General features: G+C 73.7%; 14 protein-coding genes. 8 read left to right on the top strand and 6 right to left on the bottom strand.

Going from position 1 to position 14,701, the window contains the following annotated elements; translation table 11 throughout:
- Positions 1-78 precede the first annotated feature (78 nt).
- Complete coding sequence (locus tag MKK55_RS19980) at positions 79-576, top strand: outer membrane protein assembly factor BamE (RefSeq protein WP_147842188.1); 498 nt, start codon at positions 79-81, stop codon at positions 574-576.
- A 74-nt stretch (positions 577-650) separates the two neighbouring features.
- On the opposite strand, the gene MKK55_RS19975 is transcribed toward MKK55_RS19980, so the two are convergent.
- Together MKK55_RS19975 and MKK55_RS19970 are read right to left on the bottom strand one after the other, a co-directional pair.
- Positions 651-1,307, bottom strand: coding sequence for an HAD hydrolase-like protein (locus tag MKK55_RS19975; protein WP_243937323.1), 657 nt, complete (start codon positions 1,305-1,307; stop codon positions 651-653).
- Entirely contained in the window at positions 1,304-2,800 is a 1,497-nt protein-coding gene (locus MKK55_RS19970; RefSeq protein ID WP_243937307.1) for a sensor histidine kinase, read from the bottom strand. Before MKK55_RS19970 ends, MKK55_RS19975 begins: the two co-directional genes overlap by 4 nt.
- Positions 2,801-2,938: 138 nt before the next feature.
- Here MKK55_RS19970 and MKK55_RS19965 point away from each other — a divergent pair, with 138 nt between their 5' ends.
- The gene (locus tag MKK55_RS19965) at positions 2,939-3,424 is read left to right on the top strand and encodes a hypothetical protein (protein WP_243937305.1); all 486 of its coding nucleotides are present in this window, start codon (positions 2,939-2,941) and stop codon (positions 3,422-3,424) included.
- Here MKK55_RS19965 and MKK55_RS19960 read toward each other — a convergent pair.
- Positions 3,391-4,482, bottom strand: a complete 1,092-nt coding sequence (locus tag MKK55_RS19960; protein WP_243937303.1) for an alkene reductase — start codon at positions 4,480-4,482, stop codon at positions 3,391-3,393. The genes MKK55_RS19965 and MKK55_RS19960 overlap by 34 nt on opposite strands.
- Before the next feature lie 270 nt (positions 4,483-4,752).
- Here MKK55_RS19960 and rlmN point away from each other — a divergent pair, with 270 nt between their 5' ends.
- Positions 4,753-6,072 (top strand): 23S rRNA (adenine(2503)-C(2))-methyltransferase RlmN, encoded by a 1,320-nt coding sequence (gene rlmN, locus MKK55_RS19955; RefSeq protein ID WP_147725622.1) that lies wholly within the window; start codon positions 4,753-4,755, stop codon positions 6,070-6,072.
- A gap of 92 nt (positions 6,073-6,164) precedes the next feature.
- Here rlmN and MKK55_RS19950 read toward each other — a convergent pair whose 3' ends face one another.
- Positions 6,165-6,563, bottom strand: coding sequence for a DUF3775 domain-containing protein (locus MKK55_RS19950; RefSeq protein ID WP_243937301.1), 399 nt, complete (start codon positions 6,561-6,563; stop codon positions 6,165-6,167).
- A gap of 209 nt (positions 6,564-6,772) precedes the next feature.
- On the opposite strand from MKK55_RS19950, the gene MKK55_RS19945 reads away from it, so the two are divergent.
- The 3 genes from MKK55_RS19945 (at position 6,773) to MKK55_RS19935 (ending at position 10,612) form a co-directional block, all read left to right on the top strand.
- The gene (locus MKK55_RS19945; protein WP_243937299.1) at positions 6,773-7,939 is read left to right on the top strand and encodes an MFS transporter; all 1,167 of its coding nucleotides are present in this window, start codon (positions 6,773-6,775) and stop codon (positions 7,937-7,939) included.
- A gap of 64 nt (positions 7,940-8,003) precedes the next feature.
- Entirely contained in the window at positions 8,004-10,172 is a 2,169-nt protein-coding gene (locus MKK55_RS19940; protein WP_243937297.1) for a primosomal protein N', read from the top strand.
- 80 nt (positions 10,173-10,252) lie between these two features.
- Positions 10,253-10,612 (top strand): STAS/SEC14 domain-containing protein, encoded by a 360-nt coding sequence (locus MKK55_RS19935; RefSeq protein ID WP_147729390.1) that lies wholly within the window; start codon positions 10,253-10,255, stop codon positions 10,610-10,612.
- A 33-nt stretch (positions 10,613-10,645) separates the two neighbouring features.
- On the opposite strand, the gene MKK55_RS19930 is transcribed toward MKK55_RS19935, so the two are convergent.
- Together MKK55_RS19930 and MKK55_RS19925 are read right to left on the bottom strand one after the other, a co-directional pair.
- Positions 10,646-11,035, bottom strand: a complete 390-nt coding sequence (locus tag MKK55_RS19930) for a hypothetical protein (RefSeq protein ID WP_147729391.1) — start codon at positions 11,033-11,035, stop codon at positions 10,646-10,648.
- Between the two features lie 320 nt (positions 11,036-11,355).
- Positions 11,356-12,666, bottom strand: coding sequence for a leucine-rich repeat-containing protein kinase family protein (locus MKK55_RS19925; protein ID WP_243937295.1), 1,311 nt, complete (start codon positions 12,664-12,666; stop codon positions 11,356-11,358).
- 185 nt (positions 12,667-12,851) lie between these two features.
- On the opposite strand from MKK55_RS19925, the gene MKK55_RS19920 reads away from it, so the two are divergent.
- Together MKK55_RS19920 and MKK55_RS19915 are read left to right on the top strand one after the other, a co-directional pair.
- Positions 12,852-13,433: a hypothetical protein gene (locus tag MKK55_RS19920; protein ID WP_243936899.1), complete on the top strand. Its 582-nt coding sequence runs from the start codon at positions 12,852-12,854 to the stop codon at positions 13,431-13,433.
- Complete coding sequence (locus MKK55_RS19915; RefSeq protein WP_243937293.1) at positions 13,378-14,655, top strand: DNA-packaging protein; 1,278 nt, start codon at positions 13,378-13,380, stop codon at positions 14,653-14,655. The genes MKK55_RS19920 and MKK55_RS19915 overlap by 56 nt, the downstream gene beginning before the upstream one ends.
- The last annotated feature ends 46 nt before the right edge of the window (positions 14,656-14,701 follow it).

The following is a 14,701-nucleotide window of genomic DNA, read 5'->3' as shown; positions in this document are numbered from 1 at the left end:
CATTCATCAGACCGCCCCTGGTGTCGCGCTCCGGCGTGCCTAGCGGCGTCCCGTCCCATCAGCAACATAGGGTGGCCGATGTCGCGCCGTCTCGTTCCGTCTCTCGCGCGCCTCGGCCTCGTCGGCCTGCTCGGCCTCGGCCTGTCGGGCTGCATCGGCGAGGAGCTTCGCCACGGCTACCAGATCGACCAGGCGGCGCTCGCCACCGTCAAGCCCGGCATGAGCCCGGAGCAGGTGCTGCAGACGCTGGGCACCCCGTCCACGGTCTCCACCGTCGGCAACAAGTCCTGGTACTACATCTCCCAGAACACCTCGCGCACGGTCCTGTTCCTCGGCGAGCAGGTCGAGGACCAGAAGGTCACGGCGGTGTACTTCACCCCCGCCTTCAAGGTGGAGCGCGTCGCCCTGTACGGCCTGCAGGACGGCAAGGTGTTCGACTTCATCGAGCGCACCACGCCGACCAGCGGCGCCGACCGCGCCTTCCTGAGCCAGCTGTTCAAGGGCCTGACCAAGTACGAGCCCTTCGGCAGCGGCAACGGCGCCAGCGTGGTCCCGGGCGCCCAGCGCGGCATGTGAGGCGTCGGGCGAAGGCCCGACCCCGAACCGTCCTTCCCCCCTCTGCGGGGGGAGGGAGGCGGCCCCGCGAGGGCTCATCGTCGTGCTGACAGGACGGCCTCCACGATCTGCGCGGGTTCGGCGAACATCAGGTCGGGACGGGCCGCCGACAGGGTCGCCCCGTCGGTGTAGCCCCACGCGACGGCGCCGAAGGCGCAGCCCACCGCGCGCGCCGCGTCGAGATCGCGCAGCTCGTCGCCGACGCAGAGCACCGCACGCGGCTCGATCCGCGCATGGCGCAGCAGGCTTGCGAGACGCCGTGCCTTGCCGAACACCGACGCGCCGCAGGCGTAGCGGCCGATCCGGACGGCGTCCGGCCCGAGCACGCGCCGGACGTTCGCCTCGGTGTTCGAGCTGAGCACGGCCGTCGCGACGCCCGCTTCGCCGAGCCCCGCCAGCATCTCCGAAGTTCCGGGAAACGGATGCAGCAGCGCGGCGTCGCGCGCGGCGAGCCCGTGCATGTGGCGGGCGATCACCGGCAGCTTCCAGCGCGGCACGCCGAGGCGCGCCATGATCGCCCGCGCCGAGAGCCTGCGGAGCTCGTCGGTCTCGTGCGCCGCGACCCGGCGGAAGCGGTAGCGGTCGGCCACCGCGTCGAGCACGCCGCAGAACCAGGGAAAGGTGTCGGCGAGCGTCCCGTCGAAATCGAGGACGACGAGGCGATATCCGCGAGCCGGGGCGGGACGGATCAGAACCGCAGGGTCTCCGCCGGGACGTCGAGGCGCAGCACGAGGCCGCTCGGCGCCCAATCGTGCTCCAGGATGCCGTCGAGCTGGCCCGTGACGCTGCGCTCGGCGAGTTCCGTGCCGAAGCCCTTGCGCGTGGGGGCCGAGGGAACGGGCGGCCCGCCGCGCTCGGCCCAGGTCAGGCGGTAGCGCGAATCGGTCCGCCGCCCGGTCAGCGTGACGGTGCCGGCCTCGTTGGAGAGCGCGCCGTACTTCACCGCGTTCGTCGCCTGCTCGTGCATGATCAGCGCCAGCGCGGTCGCCGCGCGCTCGCCGACGACCGCATCGTCGCCGTCGACGGCGATGCGGCAGCGCCCGTCCTCGGCGTAGGCCGACAGGATCAGGCGCATCAGCCCGAGGACGGTCTGGCCGCCGACCCGCGGCGCGCTGCCGGCGGAATGCGGGCGGACGTATTCGTGGGCCTGGGCCAGCGCCCCGAGCCGCTCGCGGAACGCCTTCGCGAACGGGCGCGCGCCGGGATCGCTGCGGGCGCTGAGCGCGGCGATGCCGCCGACCACGGCGAAGATGTTCTTGATCCGGTGCGACAGCTCCTTGATCAGCAGGTCGCGCGCCTCCTCGGCGCGCTTGCGCTCGCGCAGGTCGCGGGTGACCGTGCCGTAGCCGGCATGGCGGCCGGCCGCATCCCGCACGGCGAACACCGTGAACAGCACGGCGATGGCCTCGCCGGTGGCGAAGTGCCGGAACGCGAGCTCGCCCTCCCACCAGCCGTCGCGCTCGAGCGCCGGCATTGCCACGCCCTCGAGGGCTTCGCGGCTCTCGGGGGTCACGTAGTCAGCGATCGTGGTCCGCAGCGCGGCGTCGAGGTCGGGCAGCCCGACCAGCGCCAGCGCGGCCTCGTTCAGGTGCGCGATCCGCCCGTCCTCGGTGGCCAGCCCGATGAAGTCCTTCGAGGTCTCGACGACGGCGGCGAGCTTGCGCGCGTCGGCGACCGCTTGCCTCAGGTCGTGGATGTCGGTGCAGGTCCCGAACCAGCGCTCGATCCGCCCGTCGGCGCCGCGGATCGGCATCGCGCGCCCGAGGGTCCAGCGATAGGCGCCGCTGTGGTGGCGCAGGCGGTACTCGACCTCGTAGGGCGCACCGGTCGCGAGGCTGTGGCGCCAGCGGCTCCAGGCCTCCGCCTGGTCGTCGGGATGGAACATGTCGGTCCAGCCGGCGCCGTCGGTGGAGCCGTAGGGCACGCCGGTGAATTCGTACCAGCGGTCGTTGTAGAAGTCGTGGAAGCCGTCGGGCTGCGTGGTCCAGACCATCTGCGGCATCGCAGAGGTCATCACCCGGAAGCGGCGCTCGCTCGCGGCCAGCTCGCGCTCCCGTGCATCGACGTCGGCGAGGGTGCGGCGATGCTCGACCAGGGTCGAGATCTGGCGGGCGAGCGCGGCCAGGGTGTCGCCCTGGGCCCTGGTGAGCCCCTCGGGCCGCGCGGTGCGGTCGAGGACGCACATCGTGCCGATCGGGGCGCCGATCCGGCTGCGGATCACCGCCGCGGCGTAGAAGCGGAACCCGTTCTCGGCCCGGATCGCCGGGTTGTCGCGGGTGCGGGGATCGACGGTCAGGTCGGTGATGACGAACAGCCCGTCGGCGTGCGAATCGTCGGCCTGGAGGGCGTGGACGCAGACCGAGCGGTCGATGCCGGTCTCGCGCTCGCCGTAGCCGATCTCGGCCTTGAACCACTGCCGATGCGCATCGACGAAGCCGATCAGCGAGACCGGAACGGCGCAGACCAGGGCGGCGATCCGCGCGAGGTCGTCATAGGCCGGGTCCGGCTCGGTATCGAGGATCCGCAGCGCGCGAAGCTCCGCGAGCCGCTCGGCCTCGTTCCAGCGCTCTCGTTCGGTCGCACGCGTCTGGCTCGCGATCGTAATCGGCAGCTCCCGAATTCCCGAGCCAGAGATAGGCGGCTTGCGCCGCCGCGCCTAGGTTCGGGAACGGACGAAGCGCCGGTTTCGTTCGAAGCGGGTCGCGAGCGCCCGTTCGTGGGCGCGTTCGCGGCCCGCACCCCGACGAGGGACGGGAGCGGGCCGCGGGAGTCGCCTCAGGCCGCCTTCGCGGCGTCGAGCGTCGGGTAGTCCACGTAGCCCTCCGGGCCCTGGCTGTACCAGGTCGCGGCCACGTCCTTCTGGAGCGGGGCGTCGGCGGCGATGCGCGCGGGCAGGTCCGGGTTGGCGATGAACGTCCGGCCGTAGGCGATCGCGTCGGCCTCGCCGGCATGGAGCGCCGCCTGGCCGCTGCGGCCGTCGTAGTCGGCGTTGAGGATCAGCGCGCCGCCGAACACCCGCTTCATCGCCGGGGCGATCGGCGGATGGTCGGCCTTGCCGAAGGTGCCGTTCGGGCCGGGCTCGCGCATCTCCAGGAAGGCGATGCCGAGTTCCGACAGGGCCTTCGCCGCGGCCACGAACAGCGGCTCGGGATCGGAATCGTTGGCGCCCTGGATCGCGCCGTTGGGCGACAGGCGCACGCCGGTGCGGTCCTTGCCGGCGACCTCGGCCACGGCCTGCGTCACCTCGCGCAGCAGGCGCACGCGGTTCTCGATCGAGCCGCCGTAGGCGTCGGTGCGGTGGTTGGTGCCGTCGCGCAGGAATTCGTCGATCAGGTAGCCGTTGGCGGCGTGGATCTGCACGCCGTCGAAGCCGGCGGCCAGCGCGTTGCGGGTGGCGTTGCGGTAATCCTCGAGCAGCCGCGGGATCTCCTCGACCGGCAGGGCGCGCGCCTCGGCATAGGGCTTCTTGCCGGCGTAGGTGTGCGCGTCGTCGGGCGCGGTCGTGGCGGAGGACGAGATCGGCGCGGCGCCGTCGAGGAAGTCCGGGTGGACGAGGCGGCCCATGTGCCAGATCTGGCAGACGATGCGGCCGCCCTTGTCGTGCACCGCCTTGACGATCGGCTTCCAGGCCTCGACCTGCGCCGCGTTCCAGATCCCCGGGGCGTAGGGCCAGCCGAGCCCCTCCTGGCTGATGCCGGTCGCCTCGGTGAGGATCACGCCGGCGCTCGCGCGCTGGGCGTAGTATTCGATCATCAAGGGGGTGGGCACGTGCTCGCGGGTGGCGCGTCCCCGCGTCAGCGGCGCCATCCAGATGCGGTTCTTCGCGTCGATGGCACCGACGCGGATCGGATCGAGCAGTGAAGGCATGGGCTTCCCGTGTTTGGATGGGGTGGGGGCGGCACGCCGCACCCCGTGTGACGCATAGGTGGCGGGAACGATGCCGCCCGCAAGGCACTGGACGCATGGGCGACCCTGCCGGGGTGCGCGGGCGCACATGGTGTCGCGGGCGGCCTTCCCTCCACTCCCCGGATCACAGGATTCGGGCATGCAGGGAGCGGGCATGACGGGCGCGCATTCGCGTTCGCGCCGCGGATCGCGTATAGCTCGACGCCTCATTTCCAAGGTCTTTGCAAGAACATGGCGACGGCGTCGTTCGACACCGCCCGGCGCGCGGGCAGCGATTTCTCCGGCATCGAGAAGGCGCCCGAGTTCCGGCCCGAGCCGGCACCCGCGGCGGTGCCCGGGCAGCGCAGCTCGCTCGTCGGCCTGCCGCGGGCGGCGCTGAAGGAGCGCCTGCTCGCCGTCGGCGTCGGCGAGCGCGAGAGCAAGATGCGCTCGGGCCAGCTCTGGAACTGGCTCAACGTCCGCGGCGCGCAGGACTTCGACCAGATGACCAACGTCGGCAAGGCGCTGCGGGCGCAGCTCGCCGCCGCCTACACCCTCGACCGGCCCGAGGTGGTCAGCCAGCAGGTCTCGCGCGACGGCACCCGCAAGTGGCTGCTGCGCATGGCCCCGACCGGCCGGCACGACCACAACCGCGGCGCCGAGATCGAGTGCGTCTACATTCCGGGGCCCGACCGCGGCACGCTCTGCGTCTCGTCCCAGGTCGGCTGCACGCTGACCTGCTCGTTCTGCCACACCGGCACGCAGCGCCTGGTGCGCAACCTGTCGGCGGCCGAGATCACCGCCCAGCTCGTCGTCGCCCGCGACGCGCTCGGCGACTGGCCCGGCCTGATCCCGTCGCGCGACGCCTCGGGCAGCGGCGAGGTCGGGCGGCTCGTCACCAACATCGTGTTCATGGGCATGGGCGAGCCGCTCTACAATCTGGAGAACGTCGTCGACGCGGTGGCGACGATGTCGGACCCGGAGGGGCTCGCGCTGTCGCGCCGGCGCATCACGGTGTCGACCTCCGGCGTCGTGCCGCAGATCCGGCGGCTCGGCGAGGAGGCGCACGCGATGCTGGCGATCTCGCTCCACGCCGTGCGCGACGAGCTCCGCGACGAGCTGGTGCCGCTGAACCGCAAATACCCGATCGCCGAGCTGATGCGCGCCTGCCGCGAATATCCCGGCCTCAACAACGCCCGCCGCATCACCTTCGAGTACGTGATGCTGAAGGGCGTCAACGACACCGACGGCGACGCGCGCGAGCTGGTGCGGCTGCTCAAGGGCATCCCGGCCAAGATCAACCTGATCCCGTTCAACCCCTGGCCCGGCAGCCGGTACGAATGCTCGGACTGGGAGCGGATCGAGCGCTTCTCCGAGATCGTGTTCGACGCCGGCTACGCCTCGCCGGTGCGGACCCCGCGCGGCCGCGACATCCTCGCCGCCTGCGGCCAGCTCAAGAGCGAGACCGAAAAGCTGCGCGCCCGCGAGCGCATGCTGCTCGACGCGGGCGGCGACGCGGCCGGCGCGGTCTCGGCCCAGGGCTTCTACGCCCTTCACGACGGCGAGGAATGAGGGGGCCCGGCACCCCTCCGGTGTGGGCCTTCTGGCAGAGGTAACCGTCTCTTCCCTCCCCCGCAGAGGGGGGGAGGGGGAGCCGGCCTCGCTCAGCCCTGCGGCAGGTCCGGCGTGATGCCGAGGGCGTCCATGCCCTCCTCCAGGAGGTCGCCGGCATCCGGCGTGCCGAGCAGCGTCTTCACCGCGCCGTCGCCGGCGCCTTCGCGCTCGCGGGCGAAGCGGACCGCGTCGGCCCATTCCTCCGGCTCCATGTCGCCGCGGCCGACATAGAGCAGCGCCAGCAGGTCGGCGCGCTCGTCGTCGTTGAGGCCGGCAATCATGCCGCGCAGCTCCGATTCGGTGGCGTCGTCGGTGCCGGAGGTGAGCACGTCGGTGGCGCGGTCGTCGATGGCGTTGGAGCCGGAATCCGGATCGGTCGCGCCCTCCTTCACCTCGACCGCGCGCAGGCGCAGGATGATCTCGGTGACCGTATCGGGGGCGATGTCCATGTCGAGCTCCGGTTGGCGGTCCCGTCGGGGGCCTGAAGCTGCGACAACTGGCGAGAGCGATGCCGGTTCGCCCGGCCCGGCGCCGTCGTGCGCCCGCGCGGTCGGATTTCGCCGCCCGTTCGCTCCGCGGCGCCCGTGAAGATGCGCGCACGTCGCGGCGCCACGCGGTGCTACGCTGTCGCCGGGGCGGGCACGCGCGGAGGCGGGGGATGAAGCGGGACGGGCTCGTCGGCTGCCTCGCGTTCTACGCCGCGCTCTACGGCGCCTACGGCTGCATCTCGCCGATCCTGCCGAACGTGCTCGCCGCGGGCGGCCTGCCCCCGGAGCGGATCGCGATCCTGCTCGCCGCCGCGACCCTGGTGCGGCTCGTGGCGGGCCCGCTCGCCGGGCGCTCCGCCGACCGGCACGCGGCGACCCGCCCGATCCTCGCCGCAGCCTGCGGCCTCACCGCGCTCGCGGTCCTCGGGCATCTCCCCGCGCGCGGGTTCTGGCCGTTCCTCGCGGTCGGCCTCGCCTACGCGGTGACGACCGCCCCGCTGGCCCCGCTCGCCGACGTGCTCGGGCTCGCCGCGGCACGGGGCGGCGCCGCGTTTCCCTACGGCTGGGTGCGGGGCGCCGGCTCGGCCGCCTTCATCGCCGGCGTCGGTGCCGCCGGCTGGCTGGTGCAGGGGTTCGGGCTCGCGGCCGGCCTCGTCGCCGGAGCGGTGCTGTTCGCGGCCGCCGGCGCGGCGGCGCTCGCCGGGCGGGACGCCGACGTCGCGCGCGACGGGCCCGTCGCCGCGCCCGGGATCGGCTTCGCCGACGTCCTCCGCCTTCCCGCCTTCCGCCGCACGGTGCTGGTCGCCGCCCTGGTGATCGGCGCGCACGCGATGCACGACGCCTTCGCGATGATCCTGTGGCGCGAGGCCGGCATCGGGGCGGGCGCCGCCGGCCTGCTCTGGGCCGAGGCGGTGGCGGCGGAGGTGTTCGTGTTCCTGATCGCCGGCCCGCCGCTGCTGGCGCGGATCGGGTTGCCGGGCGGCCTCGCGGTCGCCGCCGGCGCCGGCGCGCTGCGCTGGGCGGTGCAGGCCGAGACGGTGGCGCTGCCCTGGCTCGCCGCGATCCAGTCCCTGCACGGCCTGAGCTTCGCGCTCCTGCATCTCGCCTGCCTCGGGCTGATCGAGCGGACCGTGCCGCCGGCCGCCCGCGCCACGGCGCTGACGCTCTACGGCACCGTCGGCCTCGGGCTCGCCGGCGCGGCGGCGACGCTCGCGTCCGGCCCGCTATATTCGGCCTTCCACGGCCGCGGCTTCTGGGCGATGGCGGTGCTGAGCCTTGCCGCGCTGCCGCTCGTTCCGCGCTTGCGCCCGCCGTCGGAAGGCACGACCTCTGCGTGACGGCGCGTTTCATGGTACAAAACCGGAACATGCCGTCGGTCCCCGCAACCCAACGCCCAGGTCCATGCCGCACGTCGCCGAGATCCTGATCCCGCTCGCGATCGACACCGCCTACAGCTACGCGGTGCCCGCGGGCCTGGCGCTGGCGGCGGGCGACGTGGTGCAGGTGCCGCTCGGGCCGCGCGAGACGGTCGGCGTGGTCTGGGGCGTGGCGGAGACGGCGGGCGGCTCGAACCTGCGGCCGGTCACAGGCCATCTCGGCGTGGCTCCGCTCTCCGAGCCGCTGCGCAGGCTGGTGGACTGGATCGCGCGCTACACCCTGGCCCCGAAGGGCTCGGCCCTCGCCATGGTGCTGCGCCTGCCCGACGAGGCGGCCGCCGCCGAGGTGGTCCGCGTCGGCGTCCGCACCACCGGCAAGCTCCCGGCCCGCCCGACCAAGGCCCGGGACAAGGTTCTGGCGGTCGCCGCCGACGGCGAGATCCGGGGCAAGAGCGTGCTCGCCAAGACGGCCGAGGTCTCGCTCTCGGTGGTCGACGGGCTGATCGACGACGGCGCGCTGGAGACGGTGGCGCTCGCGCCCGAGCCGGTGGCGCTCCCCCCCGATCCGGAGTTCCCGCGGGTGCCGTTGTCGGAGGCGCAAGCCGCGGCGGTCGCGGACCTGGTCGCCGCCCCCGCGGAGGCGGGCGGGAGCGGCGCCGTCCTGCTCGAGGGCGTCACCGGCTCGGGCAAGACCGAGGTCTACTTCGAGGCGGTGGCGGAGTGCGTCCGCTCAGGCGGGCAGGCGCTGATCCTGATGCCCGAGATCGCGCTGACGGCGCAGTTTCTCGACCGCTTCGCCCAGCGCTTCGGCGTGCGTCCGGCGGCCTGGCATTCCGGCATCGGCGGGCGGCGGCGCGAGCGGCTGCGCGCCGGGGTCGCGGCCGGCGAGGTCCGGGTGGTGGTCGGCGCCCGCTCGGCCCTGTTCCTGCCGTTCCGGAAGCTCGGCCTGATCGTGGTCGATGAGGAGCACGAGAGCGCCTACAAGCAGGAGGACGGCGTGCACTACCACGCCCGCGACATGGCCGTGGTGCGGGCCAAGCTCGAGGGCTGCCCGGTGGTGCTGGCCTCGGCGACGCCCTCGATCGAGACGCGGGTCAACGTCGAGCGCGGGCGCTACCGGCGCGTGCGGCTGCCCGAGCGCTTCGGCGGCCGCCGCCTCCCCGACATCCAGGCGATCGACATGCGCCTCGACAAGCCGGAGCGCGGGCGCTTCCTGTCGCCGCCGATGATCAACGCGGTGAAGGCCAACCTCGCCGCCGGCGAGCAGGCGCTGCTGTTCCTCAACCGCCGCGGCTACGCGCCGTTGACGCTGTGCCGCGCCTGCGGCCACCGCTACCAGTGCCGGAACTGCTCGACCTGGCTGGTCGAGCACCGCTTCCGCAAGGCCCTGGTCTGCCACCAGTGCGGCTACAGCGAGCGCCGGCCGGACGCCTGCACGGAATGCGGCACCTTCGACAACCTCACCCCCTGCGGCCCCGGGGTCGAGCGCATCGCGGAGGAGGCCGCCGAGCTTTTCCCGGATCGCCGGATCATCGTGCTGTCGAGCGACTTTCCCGGCGGCGCCGAGCGGCTTCGGATGGAGCTCGAGGCGGTGGCGGCGGGCGAATGCGACATCGTCATCGGCACCCAGCTCGTGGCCAAGGGCCACAACTTTCCGCACCTGACGCTCGTCGGCGTGCTCGACGCCGATATCGGCCTGACCTCGGGCGATCCGCGGGCGGCCGAACGCACCTTCCAGCTGCTGCAGCAGGTGACCGGCCGCGCCGGCCGCGGCGAACGGCCGGGCCGCGCGCTGGTGCAGACCTACCAGCCCGAGCACCCCGTGATCGCGGCCCTGCTGTCGGGCGATTCGGAGCGCTTCTACGAGGAGGAGATCGCTGCCCGCGAGGCGGCCGGCCTGCCGCCGTTCGGGCGGCTCGCGGCGCTGATCGTCTCCGCCAACGACCGCGCGGCGGCCGAGGCCCACGGGCAGGCGCTGGCCCGGGCCGCCGAGCCGCCGGACGGCGTGATGGTGCTCGGGCCCGCCGAGGCGCCGCTGGCGCTGGTGCGTGGGCGCTACCGCTTCCGCCTCCTGGTCAAGACCGAGCGCAACATCGACCTGCAGAGCTACCTGCGCGACTGGCTGGCGCGCGGGCCGAAGGTGCGCGGCAACGTGCGCGTCGCGATCGACGTCGACCCGCAGAGCTTTTTGTAGGCGACCGGGATCGCGTTTTGTAGGAAGGTGCGGCGCCGCCGAAGTCCCGACCGGCGGCGTCCATTTCAGGAGCGCGCATCGTGCTGAGCTACACCAAGAAGCCCGAGTCCAGCGTCGCCGAGATCGTGGTCGACGGGAAGATCACGGACGAGGAGATGAACGCGGTGATGACCGCGATGAAGGCCGACCTCGACAAGGGCGGCAAGCTCAAGCTGCTGGAGGACATCCGCGCCTTCGAGGGCATGGAGCCGGCCGCCTTCTTCAAGGACCCGCGCTTCGGCCTGTCGATGATGAAGGGCATCAGCCACGTGGCGCTCGTCACCGACGCGCAGTGGCTCAAGGTCGTCGCCGAGACCTTCGGCTTCGTCTCGCCGGCCCAGATCAAGGTGTTCGAGCGCGCCCGCCTCGACGAGGCCCGCACCTGGCTCGCCGCCGCCTGAGCGGCGAGAAACCGTCCTGAGGCGGCCTGCCGCCTACTCGGCCTGGGCGGTGCGCGTGGTGTTGCGTCGCGCCGTCCAGCGGCCGGAGCACAAAGCCGAGACCTTCCAGGTCCCGGCCCCGCCCTGCGCCTGCAGCCGACCCGAGGCCGCGCCGCTCGCGGCGCCGTTCGAGACGCTCAGGCCCACCGTCCCGTCAGCCCCGACCTGCCCGCTGACCCGGGCGGCCGTCGCCGCCGACGCGGCGCGCACCTGCCCGTCGCGGATCGCGACCGAGGTGCTGTAGCGCGCGTCGCACAGGCCGCTCTCGGTCACGAGATCGACGGCCCAGGTCCCGTTGAAGGCCCCCGGCTCGCCGGCGGCGGCCGGCGTGAGGATCGCGCCCGAGAGGAGGCCGACGAGGGCGATCGGGGTGAGCTTCGACATTCAGGACCTTGCTGTTGAGCGGGAGCGGCCGGCGGACGGACCGTCGGGGTGCCGGGGAATCAAACCTCGACTCTACATCTTGTGCGGTGACGCGCAGATGAACGACGGAAACGGCAAGAGTATGACGACGCGCGCGAGCGCCGGATACAAGCTGGACCGTTGACGCAAGCCGGCGATGACTGGACGCGCCCCGTCGGATCCTTGCCACGCTTTCGCAAGCCGGTTCGCTGAACGGGATGGCCTGCGCTGGACCGCTCTTGAGACGCTCTTCCGCGTGATCGAGAGCGTGGCCGACCGCGCGGTCGCGCGCCGCACGGTCATCACCCGACGGCGCGCACCACATCCGCCATCGCCGGGCGCGCGCCGACCTCCGCCTGCACGCAGGCGCGCTCGAGATCGCGCAGGGCCGCCGCCTCCGGGAAATCGGCGGGCGCACGGTCCAGCACCTCGCCGATCAGCAGCCCGAAGGCGCGGACCTCGACCCGCTGCAGGGCGGCGCCGGGCGGCCCGTCGGGCAGCACCGAGGCCGCGCCGAAATCGCTGAGCACCGCCTCGCCGGTGGCGGCGTCCCACAGGATGTTGTGGCCGTAGACGTCGCCGTGCAGCAGGCCGCGCGCGTGGAGATGGGCGAGGCCCGCGGCGAGGCCGCGGACGAGGCGCAGCAACGCCGCCGGGGCGAGGCGCAGGGCCGGGTCGTAGACGTCGCGGCTGCAGCTCGCGAGGCTCGGCGGCCCGGCGAGCACGCGCCGGTCCGGCGGCAGGAGCGGCATCAGCATCCCGTCGGTCCCGTCCGGGTGGCCGGTGATCCGCCCGAGCGCGCCGGTGAGGTTCGGGTGCGCCCCGGCCGCGAGGCAGGCCTCCATCTCCCGCTCGGGCAGGCCGTCGCTGGTCATCGTCCCCTTGAACAGCTTGAGCGCGACCGGCCGCGGCGGCGCGGTGCCGCCGGGGCGCCACAGCGCGCGGTGGACCCGGCCCGACGTGCCCTCGCCGAGGAGCGCGCCCGCGTCGAGGTCGGCGAACGGGACCAGGGCGGCCGAGGCTCGCGGCGCATCGCCCTCGAACGCGTTGCCGGCCCAGGAGGTCCAGGCGAGGGCGGGGAGGGCCGGAAGCCAGGCGGGCAGCGCGTCGAGGCGGTTGGCCGCGAGACGGATCAGCTCGAGGTCGTCGCAGCCCGCCAGGCTGTCCGGAAGGCTGCGCAGGCGATTGCCCGAGAGCATCAGCTTCCGCAGCCGCGGCCGGTGCCCGAGCGCGTCGGGCAGGTGCGCGATCCGGTTGTCGGTGAGCGTCAGCCAGCGCAGGCGCGGCGGCAGCGCCTCGCCCGGCACCTCCGCGAGGCCGCAGCCGCGAAACCCGACCTGGCTCAGCGCTCTGCAATCCCCCAGGACCGGCGGCAACGTCGCGAACGGGTTGCCCGAGCAGAACAGCACCTGCAGCCGCGTCAGGCGGCCGAGATCGTCGGGGAGGGCGGTGAGCGCGTTGCCCGAGAGGTCGAGCACTTCCAGCGTGTCGGCCAGCCCGAAGATCTCGGGCGGGAGCACGGTCAGGCCGGCGGCCGGCAGGCGCAAGGTGCGCGCCCCGGCAAGGTCGCCCCGGCGGAGGGCGTCGAGGGTGTCGTGCGTCGCGTCCTGCATCGTCGGTCGGCGCTCCGGCCCGCCTGGGAAGCCGGCCTCGTCGCACGAACCGGGATCCTGCAGCAAACCCCTTAAAAAAGGAAAAAATATCGTTCTCAGGATTATGGGCTTGACATCGGCACGCTCCTCCGGCATAAGAACCGCACGCTCCAGAAGTGTGACGAGACGGTCTCGGGAGGCGGCGGATGGGCAGCGCAGCCGGGGCCGTCCCGCCGGAGGTCGTCGCCGCCGTGGAACGGCTGGTGCGGCACGGCGAGGCCAGCCTCGCGCGGATCGCCGCCGCCGCCGGGCTCCCGCAGACGACCGTGACGGGCTGGATGCGCGATCGTGGATGGGCGCGGACGCGCCCGGTCCGCCCGCGCGGGACCGACGACATCCTGGCCGATCTCGCCGCCCTCGAACGGTGCGGCGATCCGGTGCGCGCGCCCGCCGACCTCCCGGTGCTGCGGCGGCGGCTGCGTGCGCATATCGGCCGGCAGATCGCGACGTTCGATGCGGCTCTGCGCGGCGAGGGGGCGGCGGTGATCGATTCCGCGCGGACCCTGCGCGATCTCGGGGGCCTCAAGCGCCTGCTCGACGACCTCGCCGCCGACGATCCCGCCAGCGAAGGGGAGGGCGATGGCGACGGCCGAACCCCTTCCGCCCTCGACCTTCCGGGCCTCCGCGCGGAGATCGCGCGCCGCTATGGAGGATGCCGCGGCGACCGGCCGGATGGCCGCCTTCCTGGCGAGCCTGCCGCCGCCGCTCCTCCGGGCGCTGGCGCTTGACTGGCTGCATCAGGCGCGGCCCGACCAGCTTCCGCCGCCCTGGGAGGACGACTGGACCACCTGGGCGGTGATCGGCGGCCGCGGCTGCGGCAAGACGCGGACGGGGGCGGAGTGGGTCGACGCGCTCGCCCGCGGCGACCCGGCCTTCACCGACAGGGCGATCGGCCGGATCGCGCTCGTCGGCGAGACCTTCGCCGACGTGCGCGACGTGATGATCGAGGGCCCGTCGGGCCTGCTCGGGCTGCCCGAGCGCGGCAGCCGCCCGCGCTGGTCGCCGAGCCGGCGCCGGGTCGAGTGGGCGAACGGGGCGGTGGCGTCAGCGTTCTCGGCCGAGGAGCCGGATTCCCTGCGCGGCCCGCAATTCGGCGCGGCGTGGTCGGACGAGATCGCCAAGTGGCGCCGGCCGGACGCTGCCTTCGACATGCTGCAATTCGGGCTGCGGCTGGGCGCCCGCCCGCGCAACCTCGTCACCACCACCCCGCGGCCGATCCCGCTGATCCGCCGGCTGATCGCCGACCCGCGCTGCGTGGTCACGAAGGCCCGCACCGCCGACAACGCCCAAAACCTCGCCCCCGCCTTCCTGGAGGCGGTGGTCGGGCGCTACGCCGGCACCCGCCTCGGGCGGCAGGAACTCGACGGCGAGCTGATCGACGACCGGGCCGACGCCCTGTGGACGCGCGAGACGATCGAGGCGGCCCGCGTCGCCGCGGCACCCGATCTGCCCCGCATCGTCGTCGCGGTCGACCCGCCGGCGAGCTCGGGCCGCTCGGCCGATGCCTGCGGGATCGTCGCGGTCGGGGCGTTGGGCGAGACCGCCTACGTGCTCGCCGACGCGACGGTGGCGCGCGCCAGCCCGCAGGCCTGGGCCAACGCCGCGCTCGCGCTCTACCACCGACTCGGCGCCGACGGGCTCGTGGTCGAGGTCAACCAGGGCGGCGAGATGGTCACCGCCGTGCTCGCCCAGTGCGATCCGGCGGTGCCGGTGACCCCGGTGCGCGCCACACGGGGAAAATACCTGCGGGCCGAGCCGGTCTCGCTGCTCTACGCGCAAGCGCGCGTCCGCCACGTCGGGGCGCTGCCGGCGCTCGAGGACGAGCTGTGCGATTTCGGGCCGGACGGGCTCTCGTCCGGCGCCTCGCCCGACCGCCTCGACGCCCTGGTCTGGGCGGTGACGCACCTGCTGCTCGCGCCCCGCGCCGAGCCGCGCATCCGCAGCTTCTGATGCCGGCCCGCGCGACTGCGGGGCGGCGGCCATCCGCCGGGCCTCA

Origin of the sequence: Methylobacterium sp. J-059, from assembly GCF_022829485.1 — a bacterium.
GTDB lineage: Bacteria > Pseudomonadota > Alphaproteobacteria > Rhizobiales > Beijerinckiaceae > Methylobacterium.
The sequence above is the reverse complement of the archived record's forward strand: the minus strand, read 5'-3'. Positions and strand labels throughout refer to the sequence as shown.

Excerpts from the sequence above, each read along its gene's own strand:
- MKK55_RS19960 (WP_243937303.1), bottom strand. The coding sequence starts at position 4,482 with ATGCCTTCACTGCTCGATCCGATCCGCGTCGGTGCCATCGACGCGAAG.
- MKK55_RS19930 (WP_147729391.1), bottom strand. The coding sequence starts at position 11,035 with ATGTCGAAGCTCACCCCGATCGCCCTCGTCGGCCTCCTCTCGGGCGCG.
- MKK55_RS19970 (WP_243937307.1), bottom strand. The coding sequence starts at position 2,800 with ATGTGCGTCCTCGACCGCACCGCGCGGCCCGAGGGGCTCACCAGGGCC.
- MKK55_RS19925 (WP_243937295.1), bottom strand. The coding sequence starts at position 12,666 with ATGCAGGACGCGACGCACGACACCCTCGACGCCCTCCGCCGGGGCGAC.
- rlmN (WP_147725622.1), top strand. The coding sequence starts at position 4,753 with ATGGCGACGGCGTCGTTCGACACCGCCCGGCGCGCGGGCAGCGATTTC.
- MKK55_RS19940 (WP_243937297.1), top strand. The coding sequence starts at position 8,004 with ATGCCGCACGTCGCCGAGATCCTGATCCCGCTCGCGATCGACACCGCC.
- MKK55_RS19980 (WP_147842188.1), top strand. The coding sequence starts at position 79 with ATGTCGCGCCGTCTCGTTCCGTCTCTCGCGCGCCTCGGCCTCGTCGGC.
- MKK55_RS19945 (WP_243937299.1), top strand. The coding sequence starts at position 6,773 with ATGAAGCGGGACGGGCTCGTCGGCTGCCTCGCGTTCTACGCCGCGCTC.
- MKK55_RS19915 (WP_243937293.1), top strand. The coding sequence starts at position 13,378 with ATGGCCGCCTTCCTGGCGAGCCTGCCGCCGCCGCTCCTCCGGGCGCTG.
- MKK55_RS19950 (WP_243937301.1), bottom strand. The coding sequence starts at position 6,563 with ATGGACATCGCCCCCGATACGGTCACCGAGATCATCCTGCGCCTGCGC.
- MKK55_RS19920 (WP_243936899.1), top strand. The coding sequence starts at position 12,852 with ATGGGCAGCGCAGCCGGGGCCGTCCCGCCGGAGGTCGTCGCCGCCGTG.